General features: G+C 62.6%; 19 protein-coding genes. 3 read left to right on the top strand and 16 right to left on the bottom strand.

Annotated elements, in window-relative coordinates:
• Positions 1 to 25 precede the first annotated feature (25 nt).
• Both BLU71_RS24055 and hemE read left to right on the top strand, forming a co-directional pair.
• A complete protein-coding gene (locus BLU71_RS24055; RefSeq protein ID WP_007909438.1) occupies positions 26 to 1,444 on the top strand; it encodes an FAD-dependent oxidoreductase in 1,419 nt (472 codons plus the stop codon).
• Between the two features lie 240 nt (positions 1,445 to 1,684).
• Positions 1,685 to 2,752, top strand: coding sequence for a uroporphyrinogen decarboxylase (gene hemE / locus BLU71_RS24060; RefSeq protein ID WP_025110257.1), 1,068 nt, complete (start codon positions 1,685 to 1,687; stop codon positions 2,750 to 2,752).
• Positions 2,753 to 2,930: 178 nt separating this feature from the next.
• Here the strand turns inward: hemE and BLU71_RS24065 are convergent, their stop codons facing one another.
• Positions 2,931 to 4,205, bottom strand: coding sequence for an MFS transporter (locus BLU71_RS24065; RefSeq protein ID WP_083354035.1), 1,275 nt, complete (start codon positions 4,203 to 4,205; stop codon positions 2,931 to 2,933).
• A 118-nt stretch (positions 4,206 to 4,323) separates the two neighbouring features.
• Between BLU71_RS24065 and BLU71_RS24070 the strand changes: the two genes are divergently transcribed.
• Complete coding sequence (locus BLU71_RS24070; RefSeq protein WP_042608701.1) at positions 4,324 to 5,226, top strand: LysR family transcriptional regulator; 903 nt, start codon at positions 4,324 to 4,326, stop codon at positions 5,224 to 5,226.
• Positions 5,227 to 5,488: 262 nt separating this feature from the next.
• Here BLU71_RS24070 and BLU71_RS24075 read toward each other — a convergent pair whose 3' ends face one another.
• From BLU71_RS24075 to BLU71_RS24145, 15 genes are all read right to left on the bottom strand, one after another.
• The gene (locus tag BLU71_RS24075; protein WP_064363258.1) at positions 5,489 to 5,932 is read right to left on the bottom strand and encodes a hypothetical protein; all 444 of its coding nucleotides are present in this window, start codon (positions 5,930 to 5,932) and stop codon (positions 5,489 to 5,491) included.
• A gap of 29 nt (positions 5,933 to 5,961) precedes the next feature.
• Positions 5,962 to 7,188 (bottom strand): beta-ketoacyl-ACP synthase, encoded by a 1,227-nt coding sequence (locus BLU71_RS24080; protein WP_083354036.1) that lies wholly within the window; start codon positions 7,186 to 7,188, stop codon positions 5,962 to 5,964.
• Entirely contained in the window at positions 7,188 to 7,916 is a 729-nt protein-coding gene (fabG, locus tag BLU71_RS24085; protein WP_042608704.1) for a 3-oxoacyl-ACP reductase FabG, read from the bottom strand. The genes BLU71_RS24080 and fabG overlap by 1 nt, the downstream gene beginning before the upstream one ends.
• Positions 7,909 to 8,373 (bottom strand): hotdog family protein, encoded by a 465-nt coding sequence (locus tag BLU71_RS24090; RefSeq protein ID WP_065615448.1) that lies wholly within the window; start codon positions 8,371 to 8,373, stop codon positions 7,909 to 7,911. Before BLU71_RS24090 ends, fabG begins: the two co-directional genes overlap by 8 nt.
• The gene (locus BLU71_RS24095; RefSeq protein WP_083354037.1) at positions 8,370 to 9,566 is read right to left on the bottom strand and encodes a beta-ketoacyl-[acyl-carrier-protein] synthase family protein; all 1,197 of its coding nucleotides are present in this window, start codon (positions 9,564 to 9,566) and stop codon (positions 8,370 to 8,372) included. The genes BLU71_RS24090 and BLU71_RS24095 overlap by 4 nt, the downstream gene beginning before the upstream one ends.
• Positions 9,563 to 10,033 (bottom strand): hypothetical protein, encoded by a 471-nt coding sequence (locus BLU71_RS24100; RefSeq protein ID WP_419198343.1) that lies wholly within the window; start codon positions 10,031 to 10,033, stop codon positions 9,563 to 9,565. The genes BLU71_RS24095 and BLU71_RS24100 overlap by 4 nt, the downstream gene beginning before the upstream one ends.
• A gap of 122 nt (positions 10,034 to 10,155) precedes the next feature.
• Positions 10,156 to 10,881 carry a class I SAM-dependent methyltransferase gene (locus tag BLU71_RS24105; RefSeq protein ID WP_064363246.1) on the bottom strand — a complete coding sequence of 242 codons (726 nt, stop codon included), beginning with the start codon at positions 10,879 to 10,881 and terminating at the stop codon, positions 10,156 to 10,158.
• Positions 10,878 to 12,125: an NAD(P)/FAD-dependent oxidoreductase gene (locus tag BLU71_RS24110; protein ID WP_083354039.1), complete on the bottom strand. Its 1,248-nt coding sequence runs from the start codon at positions 12,123 to 12,125 to the stop codon at positions 10,878 to 10,880. The genes BLU71_RS24105 and BLU71_RS24110 overlap by 4 nt, the downstream gene beginning before the upstream one ends.
• A complete protein-coding gene (locus tag BLU71_RS24115; RefSeq protein WP_083354040.1) occupies positions 12,112 to 13,275 on the bottom strand; it encodes a sodium:proton antiporter in 1,164 nt (387 codons plus the stop codon). Before BLU71_RS24115 ends, BLU71_RS24110 begins: the two co-directional genes overlap by 14 nt.
• Complete coding sequence (locus BLU71_RS24120; RefSeq protein WP_083354041.1) at positions 13,272 to 15,602, bottom strand: MMPL family transporter; 2,331 nt, start codon at positions 15,600 to 15,602, stop codon at positions 13,272 to 13,274. The genes BLU71_RS24115 and BLU71_RS24120 overlap by 4 nt, the downstream gene beginning before the upstream one ends.
• Positions 15,586 to 16,188 (bottom strand): outer membrane lipoprotein carrier protein LolA, encoded by a 603-nt coding sequence (locus BLU71_RS24125; protein WP_065615455.1) that lies wholly within the window; start codon positions 16,186 to 16,188, stop codon positions 15,586 to 15,588. Before BLU71_RS24125 ends, BLU71_RS24120 begins: the two co-directional genes overlap by 17 nt.
• Entirely contained in the window at positions 16,185 to 16,610 is a 426-nt protein-coding gene (locus BLU71_RS24130; RefSeq protein WP_083354042.1) for an acyl-CoA thioesterase, read from the bottom strand. The genes BLU71_RS24125 and BLU71_RS24130 overlap by 4 nt, the downstream gene beginning before the upstream one ends.
• Positions 16,603 to 18,147, bottom strand: coding sequence for an HAL/PAL/TAL family ammonia-lyase (locus BLU71_RS24135; protein WP_083354043.1), 1,545 nt, complete (start codon positions 18,145 to 18,147; stop codon positions 16,603 to 16,605). Before BLU71_RS24135 ends, BLU71_RS24130 begins: the two co-directional genes overlap by 8 nt.
• Positions 18,128 to 19,075 carry a glycosyl transferase gene (locus BLU71_RS24140; protein WP_083354044.1) on the bottom strand — a complete coding sequence of 316 codons (948 nt, stop codon included), beginning with the start codon at positions 19,073 to 19,075 and terminating at the stop codon, positions 18,128 to 18,130. The genes BLU71_RS24135 and BLU71_RS24140 overlap by 20 nt, the downstream gene beginning before the upstream one ends.
• Positions 19,072 to 19,806, bottom strand: coding sequence for a glycosyltransferase family 2 protein (locus BLU71_RS24145; protein WP_083354367.1), 735 nt, complete (start codon positions 19,804 to 19,806; stop codon positions 19,072 to 19,074). Before BLU71_RS24145 ends, BLU71_RS24140 begins: the two co-directional genes overlap by 4 nt.
• Positions 19,807 to 19,820: the final 14 nt, after the last annotated feature.

A 19,820-nucleotide genomic window follows, 5' to 3' on the forward strand; every position in this document is an offset into this window, starting at 1 on the left:
TGAAGAGTTTGATGAGGTTTTAACAATGGCTGAACGTCTGAATAACGACTTCCAGTTCATCGATGTCGGGCGCAAGGATCCGAAGAAGAAACTGTTGCGTCAACGCAAGAAAGAGTTCGTCGAAATCTACGAACCGTTCAAACCCCAGCAGTCGGCCGATCAGGCTCACCGCTGCCTGGGTTGCGGCAACCCGTATTGCGAATGGAAGTGCCCGGTGCACAACTTCATTCCCAACTGGCTGAAACTGGTGGCCGAGGGCAACATCCTCCAGGCCGCCGAGCTGTCGCACCAGACCAACACCCTGCCGGAAGTCTGCGGCCGGGTGTGTCCGCAGGATCGTCTGTGCGAGGGTGCCTGCACCCTCAACGACGGTTTCGGCGCGGTGACCATCGGTTCGGTCGAGAAGTACATCACCGACACCGCGTTCGCCATGGGCTGGCGCCCGGACATGTCCAAGGTCAAGCCGACCGGCAAGCGCGTCGCGATCATCGGTGCGGGCCCGGCGGGCCTGGGTTGTGCCGACGTGCTGGTGCGTGGCGGTGTGACCCCGGTGGTGTTCGACAAGAACCCGGAAATCGGCGGCTTGCTGACCTTCGGCATTCCCGAGTTCAAGCTGGAAAAGACCGTGCTGAGCAATCGTCGCGAAGTCTTCACCGGCATGGGCATCGAGTTCCGTCTGAATACCGAAGTCGGCAAAGACGTGACCATGGAACAACTGCTCGCTGAGTACGATGCGGTGTTCATGGGCATGGGCACCTACACCTACATGAAGGGCGGTTTTGCCGGGGAGGATCTGCCGGGCGTTTATGACGCGCTGGATTTCCTCATCGCCAACGTCAACCGCAACCTGGGCTTTGAAAAGTCGCCGGAAGATTTCGTCGACATGAAAGGCAAGAAGGTTGTAGTGCTCGGCGGCGGCGACACGGCGATGGACTGCAACCGCACCTCGATCCGTCAGGGCGCCAAGTCGGTGACCTGTGCCTATCGTCGTGACGAAGCGAACATGCCCGGCTCGCGCAAAGAGGTGAAGAACGCCAAGGAAGAAGGCGTGAAGTTCCTCTACAACCGCCAGCCGATCGCTATCGTCGGTGAGGATAAGGTTGAAGGCGTGAAAGTGGTCGAGACCCGTCTCGGCGAGCCGGACGCCCGTGGCCGTCGCAGCCCCGAGCCGATCCCGGGTTCCGAAGAGATCATCCCGGCCGACGCCGTGGTCATCGCTTTCGGCTTCCGCCCGAGCCCGGCACCGTGGTTCGAACAGTTCGAAATCCAGACCGACAGCCAGGGCCGCGTTGTTGCGCCCGAGCAAGGTCAGTACAAGCACCAGACCAGCAACCCGAAAATCTTCGCCGGTGGCGACATGGTGCGCGGCTCCGACCTGGTGGTGACGGCGATCTTCGAAGGGCGCAATGCCGCTGAAGGGATCCTCGATTACCTGGGTGTCTAAAAACAACGCAATCCCTTGTAGGAGTGAGCCTGCTCGCGATGGCGGTAGATCAGTCACCTGATGCATTGACTGATACTCCGCTATCGCGAGCAGGCTCACTCCTACAGTTGTTTTGTGTTGCTGCAAAAAATCAGCATTCCAACGCAATAAATTGACCCGATAGACAAAAGGCTGACCCACATCCGTGCCTTTTGCCTCGCGCTCTGAGAAAATGCCCGCACTTTTTTTCCGGATGCCGACATGACTGCCCTGAAGAACGACCGTTTCCTCCGCGCCCTGCTCAAGCAACCCGTTGACGTCACCCCTGTGTGGATGATGCGCCAGGCCGGTCGCTACCTGCCGGAGTACCGCGCCAGCCGCGCTCACGCCGGCGACTTCATGAGCCTGTGCATGAATCCGGAATTCGCCTGCGAAGTCACGCTGCAACCGCTCGACCGCTACCCGCAACTGGACGCGGCGATCCTGTTTTCCGACATCCTCACCATCCCAGATGCCATGGGCCAGGGCCTGTACTTCGAGACGGGTGAAGGCCCGCGCTTCAAGAAAGTCGTCAGCACCCTCGCTGACATCGAAGCCCTGCCAATCCCCGATCCGCACAAAGATCTCGGCTACGTCATGGACGCGGTCAGCACCATCCGCCGTGAGCTCAACGGTCGGGTACCGCTGATCGGCTTCTCGGGCAGCCCTTGGACTCTCGCGACCTACATGGTCGAAGGCGGCTCGTCGAAAGACTTCCGCAAGACCAAAGCGATGCTCTACGACAACCCGCAGGCCATGCACCTGCTGCTGGACAAACTGGCGCAGTCGGTGACCTCGTACCTCAACGGCCAGATCATGGCCGGCGCGCAAGCGGTACAGATCTTCGATACCTGGGGCGGCAACCTGTCGGCAGCGGCGTATCAGGAATTCTCGCTGGCCTACATGAAGAAAATCGTCAGCGGCCTGATCCGCGAGCACGACGGCCGCAAAGTGCCGGTGATCCTCTTCACCAAGAACGGCGGCCTGTGGCTGGAAAGCATCGCCGACGCCGGCGCTGACGCCCTCGGCCTGGACTGGACCTGCGACATCGGCAACGCCCGCGCCCGTGTCGGCGACAAGGTCGCGCTGCAAGGCAACATGGACCCGACCGTGCTCTACGCCAAACCGGAAGCGATCCGCACTGAAGTCGGACGCATCCTGGCCAGCTACGGCAAGGGCAGCGGCCACGTGTTCAACCTTGGCCATGGCATCACCCCGGAAGTTGATCCAGAGCATGCGGGTGCGTTCCTGCGTGCGGTGCATGAATTGTCGGCGCAGTATCACGAGTGATCAGCCCACAATAAAAAACGCCCGGCTAAATGCCGGGCGTTTTTGTTTGCGCGACTCAATGTCGGACACAGATCAATTGTAGGAGTGAGCCTGCTCGCGATAGCGGTGGGTCAGCCAGTACATTCAGCGACTGACTCACCGCTATCGCGAGCAGGCTCACTCCTACAGGGGTTTTATGTCAGGCTTTGACACCCTGCAACGGCGGCAGCTTCGCCAGCTTCAGTGCCACCAGCAGTGCGATCAGCAACAACGCACCGATAAACAAGCCGATCCCGTTCCACCCGCCCAGATGCCAGAACACCCCGCCCGCCGTCCCGGCAATACTCGAACCGGCGTAATAACTGAACAGATACAGCGACGAGGCCTGTCCCTTGGCCGTCAATGCGCGCCGGCCGATCCAGCTGCTCGCCACCGAGTGCGCGGCGAAGAAGCCGAAGGTGAACACCAACATGCCGATGATCACCAGCAACAGAGGCGTGAACATCGTCAGCACCAGCCCTGCAAACATCAGCGCAATGGTCGCCCACAACACTTTGCGCCGTCCCAGCTTGTCCGCGAGCGAACCGATCTTCGCTGAGCTGTAGATCCCAGACAGATAGACCACCGAGAGCAAACCGACAAATACCTGATCCAGGTTGTACGGCGCGGCCAGCAAGCGATAGCCGATATAGTTGAACAATGTGACGAACGCGCCCATCAGCACAAACGCCTCAAGAAACAGCAGCGGCAGCCCGGCGTCGCGAAAGTGCATGGTGAAGCCATCGAGCAGGCTGCGCGGGTGCAACGAGCGGGCGCGGAAGTTGCGCGACTCCGGGAGGATCTTCCAGAACACCGCCGCCGCGATCAGCGCCAGGCCGCCTATCACCAGCATCGCTGTGTGCCAACTGACGAAGTCGATGAGAACTCCAGTGATCAAGCGCCCGCTCATCCCGCCGATCGCGTTGCCGCCGATGTACAAACCCATCGCCAGGCCGATGTGCTGTGGATGAATTTCCTCGCTCAGATAAGTCATCGCCACTGCGGCGAGACCGCTCAACGACAGACCGATCAACGCGCGCATGATCAGCACGCCGTGCCAGCTCGGCATCATCGAACTGGCGATGGTGCACAACGCGGCAGCGAACAGCGCCGCGACCATCACCGGTTTACGGCCGATGCGGTCGGAAATCGGCCCGGTGATCAGCAAGCCGAAGGCCAGCATGCCGGTTGCCATCGAGAGGATCAGGCTGCTCTGCGCTGCATTAATTCCGTATTCGTGCGAAAGCAGCGGCATCATCGGTTGCACGCAATAGAGCAGGGCGAACGTCGCAAAGCCGCCACAGAACAGCGCCAGCACCGTGCGCATGAACGCCGGCGTGCCTTTTTCGATGTAGATCTCCTGCAGCTCGGCGAGGGTATCGTCGCCGGCAGAGGGCGGGACTTCGTGGGCAAGGGGCGCGACAGCAGTTTTCACTTCAGACCTCGGAGGGCACGGCCAGGCAGGCAATGAAAAAATCATATAGCTGGCTAATGTTTCTATCCAATATATTGTTCGACCTGTTTGATAGCTTTGACGACCTATTGGAGCCCCCATGGAACTGCGTCATCTGCGTTACTTCATTGCCGTCGCCGAAGAGCTGCATTTCGGCCGCGCCGCGCAGGTGCTGGGCATTTCCCAGCCACCGCTGAGCCAGCAGATTCAGGCGCTGGAGCAACAGCTCGGCGCGCGATTGTTCGAGCGCACCAATCGTCGGGTCGAGTTGAGCGAGGCGGGCAGGTTGTTTCTGCAAGAGGCGCGGCTGGTGCTGGCGCAGGTCGACAAGGCGGCGGACGTCGCTCGCCGCGCGCAGCTTGGCGAACTTGGCGAGCTGAAGATTGGCTTCACCTCTTCGGCGCCGTTCAACTCGACCATTCCGCAGGCGATCTTTTCCTTCCGTCAGCGCTTTCCGGCGGTGCATCTGAACCTGCGCGAGATGAGCAGCACCATGGTCGCCGATGCATTGGTCGATCAATCGATCGAGGTGGGCATCATGCGTCCGCTGGGCTTGCCGGATTCATTGAGTGTGGTTGAGTTGATGCGTGAGCCGTTGGTAGCGGTGCTCAGTTCCAAGCATCCACTGGCCCAAGGAAGCGACGAAGGCCTGTTTCTCTCGGCGCTGGCGCTGGAGCCCTTCGTGTTCTTTCCGCGCAGCTATGGCAGCGGGCTCTATGCACAACTGCTCAGTCTGGCCCGCGATGCCGGATTCAGTCCGCACTTTGCCCAAGAGGCGGGGGAGGCGATGACCATCATCGGTCTGGTTGCGGCGGGGCTCGGAGTTTCGGTGTTGCCGGCGTCCTATCAGCGGATGCGCATCGACGGCGTGGTCTACCGCCCGCTGCTCGATCCCGAGGCAATTTCAGCGGTATGGCTGGTGCAGCGCAAGGACCAGAAATCGCCGATGGCCAAGGCGTTTGTCGAACTGCTTACGTACAAGGTTGAGCCACTGACGGTGTGAAGGCGGCTGGCGCTTTCGCGAGCAGGCTCGCTCCCACAGTTGATCTCGGGTCAAAACCGAAGTTGCGTATGACGCCCTATTCCCTGTGGGAGCGAGCCTGCTCGCGAAGAGGCCGGAAGCGGCCTGCGCTCCCGAAAGGGGCTTGTGAGACTCTGAGGATCCTGGGTAACCAGCCATCGCAGAGCCAGGCAGGTAATCGGCGATGACAAGCCGACCTGTCTGTGAAAGGGCGCCAAACGGCGCCCTTTGTCATTTCTGGCGCTTACTGAACCTTCGCCAGATCACCCTTCAACGCAACGCCCGCCATGATCGCGCCGGCGTGGCACTCGTAGGTTTGCGCGTCCTTGCGCTCGTTGCGTTTGTAGAAGCTGACGATGTTGGTCACGGCGTTGGCGCCGGCATTTTTTGCGGCCTGATGCAGGCTGATGATTGCCGATTGGGCGACCCACTCGCAGGCGACTTCGTCAGATTTGTTGAAGGCGTTGGTTTTCTTGTTGGTCACGGCGTCGGGGCTGACGACGGTGACTTTGCCGGCCGGGGTGTTGCCGGCCAGATAGAATTTCACGCTGCCATCGATCTTGCCCGAGCGGGTGGCCTCGGCGACGGCTTTGTCGAATGGCAGGTAGACCGCTGTGTCGCGGGCCTGGCTGACCGCTGGCAAGGCGCAGAGCAACAGAGTGACGGCGGCGAGTTTGTGGAAGTGCATGAAGGTCTCCTTGACCTGGATTGATTCGGTTATGCCCAGCGGCGGAAGATCAACGAAGTGTTGACGCCGCCGAAAGCGAAATTGTTGTTCATCACGTAGTCGTGATGCATCTGGCGGAATTCGCCGCGCAGGTAATCGAGCTTGCCGCAGTGCGGATCGACCTCGTCGAGGTTGAAGGTGTGCACGTACTGGTCGCGGTTGAGCATCTCGATGCTGAACCACGATTCCAGCGCACCGCAGGCACCGAGGGTGTGGCCGAGAAAACTCTTCTGCGAGCTGATCGGCATGTGCTCACCGAACAGGCTGCTGGTGGCCAGTGTTTCGGCGATGTCGCCCTGCTCGGTCGCGGTGCCGTGGCCGTTCACATAACCGATGGCATCCGGGCTGAGGCCGGCATCTTCCAGGGCCAGTTCCATGGCGCGGCGCATCGTGACCTGTTCCGGGCGGGTAGTGTGCTGGCCATCGGCGTTGCTGCCGAAACCGACAATTTCCGCGTGGATATGCGCGCCACGGGCGAGGGCGTGTTCAAGCTCCTCAAGCACCAGCATGCCGCCACCCTCACCGATCACCAGACCGTCACGGCCCTTGTCATACGGGCGTGGGCTGGTCTGTGGTGCATCGTTTTTCAGACTGGTGGCGTAGAGCGCGTCGAAGACCATGGCTTCGGTCGGGCACAGCTCTTCGGCGCCGCCAGCGAGCATCAGTGGCAAGCGGCCGAACTTGATCGCCTCGTAGGCGTAACCGATGCCCTGGCTGCCGCTGGTGCAGGCGCTGGAGGTCGGAATCAGGCGTCCGGTGAGGCCGAAGAAGATGCTGATATTGGCCGCGGTGGTGTGCGGCATCATCCGCACATAGGAGTTGGCGTTGAGCCCCTCGGCCACCGAGTTGAGCAGCATGTTGCCGAAAGCCTTGATCTCGTCAGTGCTGCCGGTGGACGAGCCGCAGGCAACGCCCATGCGCCCGTCCTTGATCGATTCGTCGCCGAGCAGGCCTGCGTCGGCCAGGGCTTTTTCCGCCGCCGCGACCGCCAGGCGGGAAACCCGGCCCATGCTGCGCAATTGTTTGCGGGTCCAGTGCGATGGCACGACAAAGTCATCGATGGGGCCGGCCAGACGCGTGTTGAGTTCAGTGAAGCGATCCCACTCGTCCATGCGGCGAATGCCGCTGCGGTTGGCCGCGAAGTTGCCGGCAATGGTCTGCCAGTCGCTGCCCAGCGAGGTGATGCCGGCCATGCCGGTGACGACGACGCGCTTCATCAGCACAGGCCTCCGTTGACGGCCAGGACCTGGCGGGTGATGTACGAGGCTTCCGCCGACATCAGGAAATTCACCGCAGCCGCCACTTCTTCAGGGGTGCCCATGCGCTGCGCGGGGATCATTTTCATCAGCTCTTCCACCGGTACGTTTTCGTCGAGCATGGCCGTGTCGATCAGGCCCGGGGCGACGCAGTTAACGGTGATTTTGCGCTTGCCCAGCTCGATCGCCAACGCCTTTGCCGCGCCGATCACCCCGGCCTTCGAAGCGCTGTAGTTGACCTGGCCACGGTTGCCGATCAGACCCGACACCGACGTGATGCAGACGATGCGCCCGGCGGCGCGGCGACGGATCATCGGCATCATCACCGGGTGCAAAACGTTGTAGAAGCCGTCGAGATTGGTGCGCAGGACCACGTCCCAATCGTCATCGCTCAGCGCCGGAAACGCGCCGTCGCGGGTCAGCCCGGCGTTGAGCACTACCCCGTAATAGGCACCGTGGTTGTCGACATCGGCTTCGAGAATGCTTCTGCAGGTGTCACGGTCGGCAACATCGAATTGCAGAATGCGCGCACGGCGACCCAGTGCTTCGATTTCGGCCTGCACCGCTTGGGCTTCGGTCATGCCGTTGCGGCAATGCAGGACGATGTCATGCCCGGCTTGCGCCAGACGCAAGGCAATGGCGCGGCCGATGCCACGGCTGGAGCCGGTGACCAGTACGGATTCAGTCATCGTGCGACTCCTTTGTCTGTTGCAGGTATTGGTTGGCTTCGGGCGGACGGAACACGTTCAGCCGTGCGCTGGCATGAATGCCGTCGCCATGGATATGGCATTCGAACACGCCCATGCCGTTGTCGTCTTCAAGTGAGCGAATGCCGTGGATGGTCAATTCGCTGCCCGGCGCAAAGGCTTCGACGTTGCACTCGAACTTGCGCGTGCCGAGGAGAAAGCCCAGCTCCACCGGATTGCCTTTTTGCCGCGCGTGGCAACCGGCGAAAGCGGCGACGCTCTGCGCCATCAGCTCGACGCCGACCCACGCCGGCAGGCTACCGTCGGGCAGGTTGAACAGGCCGTCGGGCTTGACCGTCAGGCGGGTGAAGATCTGCTCGTCATCGAAGCGCTCGATGGCGTCGATCAGAATCATGTCGCCGGCGTGCGGCAGCAGTTCGGCGAGCGGCCAGTGGCTCATGGGGCGTCTCCGATTATCAGGCTGACGTTGTTGCCGCCGAAGGCAAACGAGTTGCTCATCAGGTAGCGCGGTGCAATGGACGTCAGGCGCTCGCTCGCAGTCACCCACTGCAGGGGCGGCAGCGCGGGATCGGCCTGGCCGTCCCAGATGTGCGGCGGCAACGCTTGGTCGGGGTTGTCGGCGCTCAGGCTCAGCCAGCAGAACGCCGCTTCCAGTGCACCAGCCGCGCCGAGGGTGTGGCCGGTCAGCGGCTTGGTCGACGAGCAGGCGACGCCGTTGGGAAACAGCGCCGCGACCGCCAGACTTTCCATGGCGTCGTTGTGTTGAGTGGCGGTGCCGTGCAGGTTCAGGTAGTTGATTTGCGCGGCTTGCAGATCGGCGCGGCCCAGGGCTTTTTGCATCGCTTGCAGGGCGCCGCGACCGCTCGGCTCTGGCGCGGAAATATGGTGCGCATCCGAGCTGGCGCCTGCGCCGAGCAGGGCAATCCCCGGACCTTCGCCGCGCTGTTTGCTCATCACGAACAGCACCGCTGCTTCGCCGATATTGATGCCGTTGCGGTTGGCCGAAAAAGGATTGCAGCGTTCATCTGAAACGGCTTCCAGCGAAGAAAAACCGTTCAGGGTGAGCTTGCACAGACTGTCGACGCCGCCGCACAGCACCGCATCGCACAGGCCCAGATCGAGCAGACGCTGAGCACTCATCAACGCGCGGGCACTGGAAGTGCAGGCGGTGGAAATCACGTAGGCCGGACCGCTCAGTTGCAGCCACTCGGCGAGAAAATTCGCCGGAGCGCCAAGTTCCTGCTGGCGATAGTCGTACTCGCGAGGAAACTGTTGCTCGCGGATGTAATGCGCCAGACCCCGGCTCGCCTCGTCGATGCCTGACGTGCTGGTGCCGAGCACGACGCCGATGCGTTCACGGCCATAGGTCTGGATCGCGCGATCGATGTCGTCACGAATCTGCAGCGCGGCTTCCAGCAGCAGTTGGTTGTTGCGACTGCTGTGCTCGATCATTTCGGCTGGAATCGCGGCCAATTCACCGTGCACGGCGGCCACTGGCAGCTCACGCTCGACAACCCGGCCGGCCTCGCGGCGCATCCCCGAACAGTCGCCGGCGAACAGATTGCGCGCGACTTCAGACTTGTCGCGGCCCAGGGCGCAGATTACGCCGAGGGCATTCAGGTAAGCGGTCATGGCGTCGATTCACCTAACTGGGAAACGCGATAGTGCGGGCCTTGGGGCAGGCCCATTTCGAAGCTCAACGGTTGTGAATAACGGACGTGCCAGCGCGCCGGCAGTGAACGCTGATCGGGTTGTTGCCGGGCGTCGGGATAGTTGCGCAGCAGTTCGGCGGACGGGGTCAGGGCGAACAGCAGCGCGGCGAACAACTCCCGCGCCTCGGGGTTGGGCGGCAGCAGACCGTCGGCCTGCCAATGCCCGTCGATCAGTCGCTGACGAGCCTGGGGGATGCCCAGCGGATCCATCATCGACCAGCGCGTGCCGGCGCCTTCGCGCTGGATCACCAGCAGCCAGTCCTGACGCTGCCCGGCCTGCTCGCGTTCGATGTGCAGTTGCAGCGGCAGGGGCAGCGTCGGATTGGCTGCTGGCAGCGGTGCCTGGCTGGCACAGGCGCTCAACAACAGGGCACAGAACACCATCATCAGCCATGCCACAATCCTTGTAGGAGTGAGCCTGCTCGCGATAGCGGTCATGCATTCAAAATAGTCATTGGCTGACCTACCGCTATCGCGAGCAGGCTCACTCCTACAGGTTATGCGTTGCATCAGATAGCACCCGCAAGCGGCTTGCGCGCTACGACATTCACCAGCGTCTCTTCGCGTTCGCCAAACGGCTTGGGCTTACGCAACCCTAACCGCTCCAGCAAGCCAAAGTCCTTCGACCGGCTCCACCACAGGTACGGGTAGGAAACATTGCGCTCGGCAAACTCGAAACCCTGCTCGCGAATCATCTGCAGATACCCGGCGGCGCTCTTTTGTACGTGCATCGGATGACGGAACAGCCAGCGGATGACCCAGGTATCGATATAAGCCTCGGTGGACTCGGCGAACAGCAGATAGCCGCCCGGTTTCAGCACGCGATAGAACTCGGCCAGGGCTTTTTCCTGCTCGACCAGATGATGGAAGGTCTGGTGACAGAACAGCAGATCGACGCTGGCATCGGCGACCTGGAGCGTGGCGCAATCGCTGCCGATCAACTCGACCGGCATGCCCAGGCGCGCAGCCTCTTCGCCGCTCAGGTGCAGGCTGTGCGGGTCGGCGTCGACGCCGATCAGGCGCTGCGGGGCAAAGGTCTGGCGCAAGTGAGCGAACGACTTGCCTTGCCCGCAACCGGCGTCCAGCAGCACCGGCTGTTCCGGCAGCGGCTCACAGAACAACTCACGCAGATCATTGATCGCCACGCGCAGCACATGGTGCTGCCAGGTGTGGCTGCGCAGGAACCAGAAGCCGAAGCGGGTTTCCTCGACGTAACTGTCGCTCAGGTAATTCATGAGGCGTCCTGCGCGCAGAGTTCGGAAATCATCTTCAGCCGGCGCCGCGCTTCACTGACGAACGGGTTGCGCTCGTCCCAGGCGTAGCCGGCGAGAATCGAGCAGATCATCCGGCGAATGTCCGCCTGGCTGTCCTCGTAGAAAATCACGTCCTGAAAGGTACCGGCGTACCAGCCTTCGACGTAGCAGCGAAAGGTGTCGACGCCGCGTTTCAACGGCTCGGCAAATTCCCGTTGCCAGTCGACCGTTTCACCCTGCAACTGACGGTTTAGCACGCCGGCAGCCATGCTTGCCGAGCGCATGGCAATGGTCACGCCGGAGGAGAACACCGGATCGAGGAATTCCGCGGCATTGCCCAGCAGGGCGAAGCCCGGGCCGTGCAGGGTTTTCACGTTGGCCGCGTAACCGCCGAGGGTACGCGCCGGGGTGTCCCAGACCGCGTTGTTGAGAACCCTGGCGAGGCTTGGTGTTTCGGCGATGAAACTGCGCAGGCAGGCATCGAGGTCGCTGTCGCGGTCCTGGAAATGTTCCTCGGCCGCGACCACGCCCACGGAGCAGCGACCGTTGCTGAACGGGATGGTCCAGAACCACACGTCGCGGTGCTGCGGGTGAGTGGTGACGAGGATTTTTTCCCGGTCGAACGCCGGGCTGTCGATGTGATCTTCAACATGGGTGAACACGGCCTGACGCACCGGGAAATTCGACGGCGCTTCGAGGTCCAGCAGACGCGACAGCACGCGGCCGTAACCGCTGGCGTCCAGCACGAATTCGGCTTCTACGCGGTACTCGCTGCCGTCTTCGCGACGCACATCGAGTTGTGGTTTCGCTCGCTCGAAGTCGACGCTGACAATCGCATCGCCATAGCGGATCTCCGCGCCTTGCAGCGCCGCTTGATCGGCCAGCAACTTGTCGAAATCTGCGCGCTGCACCTGGAACGTGGTCGGCTTGCCGGCGGTGAAGGTATCGCCAAAATCGAAGGCGCTGTAGCGCTCGCCCCAGGCAAACGCTGCGCCGGTCTTGCGCTGGAAACCAGCGGCGTTGACGGCGTCGAGCATGCCGGCTTCTTCGACGAAATCCAGGCAATGGCTGAGCAGGCTTTCGCCGATGGAGAAGCGCGGGAAGTGCTGACGCTCGAGCACCAGCACATCGTGGCCCTTGCGTTTGAGCAGGGCCGCGGCGATAGCGCCGGACGGGCCGGCACCGATGATCACGACCTGACGGGATTCCATTTCAACGATTGGCACGTGAGCTCCGGGGCAAAGGACTGTTCAGATTCAGGGGTGCGCGATGCAGGCCGATCAGGGCCGGCAGCAGCGTGGCGATCAGGCCCATCAGCATCAGCGCGAAATACAGCGCCGGGGTGATGAGCTGTTGTTGCAACAGCAGGTTGAGAAAGACGATTTCGCTCAGGCCGCGAATGTTCAGCAGCACGCTTTCGCGCCAGCGACTGGCGCCCGCGAACGACGCGCCTGCCCAGCCGAGGCCGAGCCAGTTGCCGAGCAGTTTACTGGCAATCGGCAACAGCAGCAGCGCCGCCCATTGTCCGCCGTCGAGACTGGCAAGAGCGCTGTGCACGTCGATCTGGACGATGCCGAACGTGAGGATCAGCGGGATCGCGATCCACACCTGCAAGCGGCTCATCCAGCGCGCCGGCAATGGCAGCACCAGCGGCACTTTCAGCACCGCCATGCACAGCAGATAGCCGATGCCGAAAATCAGTGCGTTGAGTTTGTAATGCTCAGCCATGACCAGCAGCGCGAAGAATCCGAGGCTGTAGGTCAGCGGTCGGCGCACCCGCAGCAAATACAAGAACAGCGGCACCCCGGCCATGGCCACGGGCAGCAACAAGCTGCTCAAGTGCAGGCTGCCCTGGGCGAGGCCGAACAGCGTCCAGCAGGTCAGGTCGATGAGGATTGCGGTCTGCACCAGTCGACGAGTGGCGGCGGGCGGATAATCGATATGGCGCAGGTAGAGATACAGCACCGGGATCGCGGTGATCGCGAACACCAGCCCGATCGCCAGTGAGTTGAGCCATGGCTGCGCGGGCAACAGCCAGTGCGCGGCTGCCAGACCGCAGGTGAATGGCACGATGAAACTCGGCAGGGCAATTTTCACGCTCTGACGATCTAGTTTCAGGTCGATCACATCGCTGAGAATGTGCCCGAGCAGCAAGGCGAAACTCAAGCTGTAGAGGTTTTTCAGCCAGTCCGGCGCGATCAGTTGTGCACCGCTGAGCTGCCAGCCCGGTTCGATCCAGAAGTACATCAGCAGCGGCAAACCGAAGCTCGCCAGTAGCAACTGACTGACGATCGGAATCAGGCCGAAATGGCGGCCGACCCGGGTCGCCAGCGCAAACAACGCCAGGGCCAGCAACCAGAAGCCGGCAACCATCATGCTGCTGTCTCCGAAACCGTTTCATGGCGCCCGGCCCACGGCGCGAGCATGAAGCTGAACGCCAGACCGAGGCTTACCGACAGGCCGAAATTGCTCACCGCCGGCGTGCTGGACACTGCCAGCAGGCCGAACGACAGCCATGTCGTTAGCGCCGCGAGCAGGGTGCCGAGCAGGCTCACCGCCGCGCCGCCCACCTGTTCACGCATGAGGATCGCGTAATCGACGCTGATCGCCGTCACCAGCAGCAGGCCGAACAGGCTGAACAGAGTCAGCGGCTGACCGAGCCAGCCGAGGCTGGCCAGACTGCACAGCGCCGCCAGCAGCGGCAGGGCAACGATACGCAGCGCGCCGGTGAGGCCGAACGGCAGAATCAGCACCAGCACGATCAACACGCAGGAGGCCAGTTTCAGTTCGGCGGCGCTGATCTGCGTGGCGGCGAACACTTTGTTCAGATCACCGAGGCGATCGACCAGCACCACTCCTGGCAAGTCCAGCGCCTGCACGCGCAGCAACGACGGATTGTTCAAGCCCTGCAGGCTGGTCATTGCCGCAACACCGTCTTCAGTCGGGCCAAGCCATAGCGTGCGATACGGCTCACCGAGCGGGCCGGCCAGCGCGGCGTCGATGTCTTCGGCGGGCAGGGTCTGCAACTGCTGCAATTCGTTTTGCAAAGCCGCCGCCGGCACGCCGAGGTCGAGCAGCGGTTGCCAGAACGATGGCAGCTTGCTCAGTGATTCGCGCACTTGCTGTTGCTGGCTCGGCGCGCTGACCAGTTGATCGAGGGCGAGAAAGCCCTGCAGCTTGTCGAGGTTGACCAACTGCTGCAGACGCTCGCTCAGCGCCGCCTGGCGCTCAAGCAACTGCTCCTGATTGGCGGCGCGGATGAGGAAGAACTGGCTGGTCGGTTGGAAACCGGTGATGCGCGCGATGGTCTGCGCTTCGTCGGTCAGATGCTGCGGCGCCCCGACCCATTGGCGGATGTCGTTCTTGCTTTGCAACTGCATCAGACCGCCGACGCAGAAGGCGATCAGCAGGGCCAGCAGCACGGGCGTGCGAATGCAACCGAGCAGCGCTTCGCGCAGATGAATCAAGCGTTCGGCCAGGCGCAGCGGCCATTGCGCCGGGCGCAGTTCGACATTTTTCAGCAGTGCCGGCAGCAGACAGACCGCCGACAGATAGGCGCCGAGCAAACCGGCGGCGGAGAAAACGGCGATCTGCGTCAATGCCGGGAACGGGGTCCACGCCAGCGCCAGATAGCCGATGACGCTGGTGATCAGGCTCAGGGTCAGCCCCGGCAAAGTCAGGCGCAGGGCCGGCCAGCTGCGCCAGGGCTTGAGGCTCCAGCTCTTGGACAGATAGTGCAGCGGGTAATCCACGGCGACGCCGATCAGGCTCGAACCGAGCACCAGCGTCATCACATGCATGTGGCCGAACAGCGCCACGCAGGCCACCGCGCCGAACAGCATGCCCACCAGCACGGGAACGAAGGCCAGCAGCACGCGCCAGCGACGAAACGCCAACAGCAGCAACAGCAGAATGCCGACCGTCGCGCCGCCGCCGACCCAGGTCATTTCGCGGGTGGCCTGTTGTTGGCCGTTAGCCGCATAGAGCAGGCCACTGGCGGCAAGCAACTGCACGTCGCTTTTCGCTGCCTGTTCACGGCTGTGCTGGAGCAGATCCGCGACTTGCAGCGGCAGGTTCATGTCGAAGGCGTTGCCGGTGGTGCGCGCTCGCAGCATCACCCAGCTCTTGCCGTCGGCTTCGGCGATCAGTGCGCCGCTGCCGATGTCCAGTTGCACCGCGCCGTGTTTCGGCTGGCTGTTCTGGATGCGCCCGGTCAGGCCCAGCCAATCGTCCTGACTCGGCACCAGGGTAAAGCCGTTGAACGGATCGAACAGCGCCTGCACCCGCTGCTGGATGAACACGTCGGGGTGTTCGCTGAGCAGCTGCCGATCATCCGCCGAGAGCATCGCCAGGCGCCCTTGCAGCAATTGCGTGCGTAGCGCTGGCAAGTCGGCTTGCAGATTCCACTGCACGGTTTCGAACAGACCGCTGGCCTGCCATTGCTCGCCCAATTGCCGGGCCATGGTCAGTGCTTGCTGGCGATCGGCGTGGCCGACCAGTACCAGCATTTCGCGGTTGAGCGGCTCTTGCATACGCTGCTCGGCGCGCAATTCCAGCGCGTCGGGATTGGTCCCGGGCACCAGCTCCATGAGATTGGCCGACAACGGCGCACCGTCGCGCCACTGCCACGCGGCCAGCGCGACGACGGCCAGCAGCAGGCTCAGAAACAGCCAGGGCAGCCTGCGTTCACTCGGCAAAGTCATGTTGCTCCGCTTCGCTCAAGGGTTGCTCGGCGGTGCTGTCCTGCATGCGCAGCAGGGTGCTGTCGCCCTGGGTTTCCAGCAGTTCGATGGTTTGCACCAGAGCACCGCCGTCGATATTGATTTGCTGGAACACCTGCTTGAGCAGCATCGAACGCGGGGTCAGGGTCAGCTTCCATTGTTGCGCCGTGCCGCTCAGGGCCAGCTCGAAATCCCGTTGCAAACCGCTGCTGTCACCTTGCAGCACGGCGAGGAACAGCCGGTTCTGCTCGGCACCGGCGCTCTTGTTCGGCAGCAGTTGCCAGCCGTTGTTGTCGCGGCGGGCGATGCCTTTGGCGGTGATGCGGTAGTCCTGTTGCAGCGGGGTTTTCAATAGCCACAGCAAGCCATGCTTTTTCGCGAGGACGAAGCTGCCCTTGCTGATCAGCGGCTGCGGCAGGGCGCGCAGGTGTTTTTCCTGAATGAACTGGCCGTGGATAACGTCCGGTTTCGCCAGTTGTTCACTGAGCTGTTGCAGGTCGAAGGCATGGGCCCATGACGACACGGCCAGCAGCGTCAACGCACCAAGGCTTTTGAAAAACATATTCATCGCAGCATCCTTTCCACGGCATCGGTGAAGACTTTCGGTGAAGCCAGCTGCATCTCGCGGCTGCTGACTTCGACGGCGACCTGCACCGAGCTGGCGCGGGTCAGGCGCTCGCCGGTCTGCAGGTCGGTGATCAGGTAATTGATCTTCAGGCGGTTTTCCCACTCGACCAGACTGGCGCGCACATTCAGCCGTTGACCGAACACCGCGCTGCGCACGTAGCGCAGCTGCAGGTCGATGATCGGCCAGGCGTAACCAGACTCGACCATCTGCGTGTAGTTGTGGCCGATCTTGTCCAGCAGCGCGCAGCGCGCCACTTCCAGGTATTTGACGTAATGGCCGTGCCAGACCACGTGCATGGTGTCGACGTCGAAGAACGGCACCATAATCTCGGTATCGGCGTGAAGCACTCCGGCACTACGCATGCAGCCTCCAGTGTTGCGCGGCGATGCGTTGCAGGCACAGGCGCAATTCGCCTTCCAGCGCGCGGTCTTCGATGACCGGCGGGAAGTCTTTGCCCAGTTCTGCGTGCATCGCCGCCAGCGCCGGCGGCAGCGGACGCGCGTCGAAGGCTTGAGCGCGCAGCCACACGCCCTGATTGGCGGCGAGCAGCGTGGCGGCGGCAACCTGCTCGGTCAGCTCCAGCACGCGAATCGCATCACGGGCGGCGATGGTGCCCATGCTCACCTTGTCCTGGTTGTGGCACTCGGTGGAGCGCGAGAACACGCTGGCCGGCATGGTGTTCTTCAGCGCTTCGGCGGTCCAGGCACTGGTGCCGATCTGCACCGCCTTGAAGCCGTGATTGATCATCGCCCGATCGGCGGGTGCGCCGGACAGGTTGCTCGGCAAGCCGTGGTTGTAGCGTTCGTCGACCAGCAGCGCCAGTTGCCGATCGAGCAGATCGGCGACGTTGGCCACAAGGTTTTTCAAACTGTCCATGGCGAAGGCGATGTGCCCGCCGTAGAAGTGCCCGCCATGCAGAACGCGCTCGGCTTCGGCATCGATAATCGGGTTGTCGTTGGCACTGTTCAGTTCGGTTTCGATGAAACCGCGCAGCCAGTTCAGGCTGTCCGCCAGCACGCCGAGCACATGCGGCGCGCAACGCAGCGAGTAACGATCCTGCAGACGATGCAGCGGCGCGGTTGGCGCGTCGATCGCCAGATCCTTGCGCAGCCATGCGGCCACCTGCATCTGCCCCGGATGCGGCTTGGCGGCGAACAGGCGCTCGTCGAAGTGCTCCGGATTGCCCTGCAGCGCGACGACGTTGAGTGCGGTGATGCGTGTGGCCAGTTGCAGCAGATAATCGGCGCGGGCGAAGGCGAGGCAGGCGAGGCCAGTCATCACCGCCGTGCCGTTCATCAGCGCCAGCGCTTCTTTCGGGCGCAGTACCAATGGCGTCCAGTCGAGTTCGCGATGCACATCGGCAGCCTGACGACGCTCGCCGCGGAACATCACTTCGCGCTCGCCGGACAGGGTCGCGGCGACGTAGGACAGCGGGGTCAGATCGCCGCTCGCGCCGACCGAGCCTTCCTCGGGAATCAGCGGCAGGATGTCGTATTCGAGAAATGCATGCAGACGCTCCAGCAGCTCCACGCGCACCCCGGAGACGCCGTGACACAACGACTGCAAACGCGCTGCCAGCACCGCGCGGGTGGCTTGCGCGTCGAGCAGCTTGCCGAGGCCGCAACCGTGAAAAGTATAGAGATGACGCGGCAGCGCCTCGACGTGATGCAGCGGCACCGCGACCACGCAGGAATCGCCGTAACCGGTGGTGACGCCGTAGATCACCCCTTCCTTGTCCAGCAGCGAATCGAGAAAACGCGCGCCCTTGGCGATGCGCTCGCGATAGTCGGCGTCAGCCTGCAACTGCACGGGCGCCTGACGGTTGGCCAGGGCCAGCACGTCTTCGATGCGCAGGGGGCGTTCGCCGAAGGTTACCGGCTCATGGGTTGGCGTCGTCATCGGTCTTCCAGAAAGGGTAAAAGTTGAACCATTGCTGTGGGGCTTCGAGGCAATAGTGACTTAGGCGCTGCGCGTAGCGGGTGGCCCACTGATGAATGACCTGCTCGCGCTCGCGGCGTGTCCACACCACCGCGTCGGCGAACGGTTCGAGAGTCAGGCGATAGTGGCCGTCAGGTTGCTTGAGGCACATCAGCAGATTGACCGGGCACTTGAGCAGACCGGCCAGCAACCACGGGCCTTGCGGGAACGGCGCCGGATGGCCGAGAAAGTCTACAGTGACACTGCGCCCGCCGTGCAGCGGCACGCGGTCACCGGCGATCGCCAGCCACTCGCCGCGCTCCAGCCGTTCGTGCAGTTGCAGCATGATCACCGGGTCGAGTTCGCTGACCTGGATCAGGCGCAGGTTGGTCGCCCCGGCCTCACCAAGCAGGCGGTTGAACTGCTCGGCGTGCTTGGTGTGCACCAGCACGTTCATGGTGACCTTTTCGCCGATCTCCGCCAACGCCCGGCACACTTCGAGATTGCCCAGATGCGCGCCGACCAGCAGTTGTCCGCGACTGCCGCGCAACTGCTTGCGCAGCAGCGCCGGGTCGATGATTTCGATCTGTTCGATGCTCAGTTTGCCGTTCCACACATCGAGCTTGTCGAGCAGCGAATCGGCGAATGTCATGAACTGGCCGAATACCCGCCAGTGGCTCGGGCGCAGGTCGTCACGCTGACTCCACTCGGCCAGACGCTGCTGGTACTGCCAGGCACTGCGCCGGGCGATGCGGCCGAAGAGGAAAAAATACAGCACGATGGCGTACAGCAACGGACTCAGCAGGCGCCGGCCAAGCACTTTGGCGGCGAATGCGGTGAACTTCATCAGCAGGAAACTGCCGCGTTCTTCGCGGTCGGCCCAGTGCTTGTTGTCGACTTCTTCGCTCATGGTTTCCACCGCCGCCAGAGGATCAGCGGCCAACGCAGCAACATGCCGAAGAACAGCCGCGTGTGCATGCTGGAGATCAGCGCGTTGTCGTGGAACAGGCGAAAGTGCGACACGCCGTCCAGCGGGTAATGCACGCTGGTCTGCAGCCAGCGCATCGGCTGATTGCGCCAGGCCAGGCGCACGAGAATGTCCGAATCGAAATCCATGCGTTTGCCCACCTTGGCCGAGTCGATCACTGCCAGGGTCGGCGTCAGCGGGTAAACGCGGAAGCCGCACATCGAATCGCGAATCTGCAACGACAGGCTGTTGATCCACACCATCACGTGGGTCAGATAGCGCGCGTACAAACGTCCTTTCGGCACGCTCTCGTCAAACAGCGGATAGCCGCAGATCATCGCCTCCGGATGAGCGCGGGATTCGGCGACGAAGCGCGCGACATCGTGCAAATCGTGCTGGCCGTCGGCATCGACCTGCAAGGCATGGCTGTAGCCCAGTCGCGAGGCTTCGCGCAGACCGGTCATCACCGCGCCGCCCTTGCCCTGGTTGGCGGTCAGGCGCACCAGGTGCACGTTGTCGCGTTCGGCCAGAGCGTCGAGGACTGTTGCGCAGGAGGGCTCGCTGGCGTCGTCCACCAGAATGCATGGCAGACCTTGCGCGAGCAGAGCATCGACCACGGTGCCGATCGCGGTTTCGTGGTTGTAGACCGGGATCACGGCGCAAGGGTTATGCATGGAATACATCCCCT

The organism is Pseudomonas moraviensis, from assembly GCF_900105805.1.
GTDB classification, from domain to species: domain Bacteria; phylum Pseudomonadota; class Gammaproteobacteria; order Pseudomonadales; family Pseudomonadaceae; genus Aquipseudomonas; species Aquipseudomonas moraviensis_A.

Coding starts and splice junctions, on each gene's coding strand:
- BLU71_RS24055 (WP_007909438.1), top strand. CDS start 26: ATGGCTGAACGTCTGAATAACGACTTCCAGTTCATCGATGTCGGGCGC.
- hemE (WP_025110257.1), top strand. CDS start 1,685: ATGACTGCCCTGAAGAACGACCGTTTCCTCCGCGCCCTGCTCAAGCAA.
- BLU71_RS24070 (WP_042608701.1), top strand. CDS start 4,324: ATGGAACTGCGTCATCTGCGTTACTTCATTGCCGTCGCCGAAGAGCTG.
- BLU71_RS24075 (WP_064363258.1), bottom strand. CDS start 5,932: ATGCACTTCCACAAACTCGCCGCCGTCACTCTGTTGCTCTGCGCCTTG.
- BLU71_RS24080 (WP_083354036.1), bottom strand. CDS start 7,188: ATGAAGCGCGTCGTCGTCACCGGCATGGCCGGCATCACCTCGCTGGGC.
- fabG (WP_042608704.1), bottom strand. CDS start 7,916: ATGACTGAATCCGTACTGGTCACCGGCTCCAGCCGTGGCATCGGCCGC.
- BLU71_RS24090 (WP_065615448.1), bottom strand. CDS start 8,373: ATGAGCCACTGGCCGCTCGCCGAACTGCTGCCGCACGCCGGCGACATG.
- BLU71_RS24095 (WP_083354037.1), bottom strand. CDS start 9,566: ATGACCGCTTACCTGAATGCCCTCGGCGTAATCTGCGCCCTGGGCCGC.
- BLU71_RS24100 (WP_419198343.1), bottom strand. CDS start 10,033: ATGATGGTGTTCTGTGCCCTGTTGTTGAGCGCCTGTGCCAGCCAGGCA.
- BLU71_RS24105 (WP_064363246.1), bottom strand. CDS start 10,881: ATGAATTACCTGAGCGACAGTTACGTCGAGGAAACCCGCTTCGGCTTC.
- BLU71_RS24115 (WP_083354040.1), bottom strand. CDS start 13,275: ATGATGGTTGCCGGCTTCTGGTTGCTGGCCCTGGCGTTGTTTGCGCTG.
- BLU71_RS24120 (WP_083354041.1), bottom strand. CDS start 15,602: ATGACTTTGCCGAGTGAACGCAGGCTGCCCTGGCTGTTTCTGAGCCTG.
- BLU71_RS24125 (WP_065615455.1), bottom strand. CDS start 16,188: ATGAATATGTTTTTCAAAAGCCTTGGTGCGTTGACGCTGCTGGCCGTG.
- BLU71_RS24130 (WP_083354042.1), bottom strand. CDS start 16,610: ATGCGTAGTGCCGGAGTGCTTCACGCCGATACCGAGATTATGGTGCCG.
- BLU71_RS24135 (WP_083354043.1), bottom strand. CDS start 18,147: ATGACGACGCCAACCCATGAGCCGGTAACCTTCGGCGAACGCCCCCTG.
- BLU71_RS24140 (WP_083354044.1), bottom strand. CDS start 19,075: ATGAGCGAAGAAGTCGACAACAAGCACTGGGCCGACCGCGAAGAACGC.
- BLU71_RS24145 (WP_083354367.1), bottom strand. CDS start 19,806: ATGCATAACCCTTGCGCCGTGATCCCGGTCTACAACCACGAAACCGCG.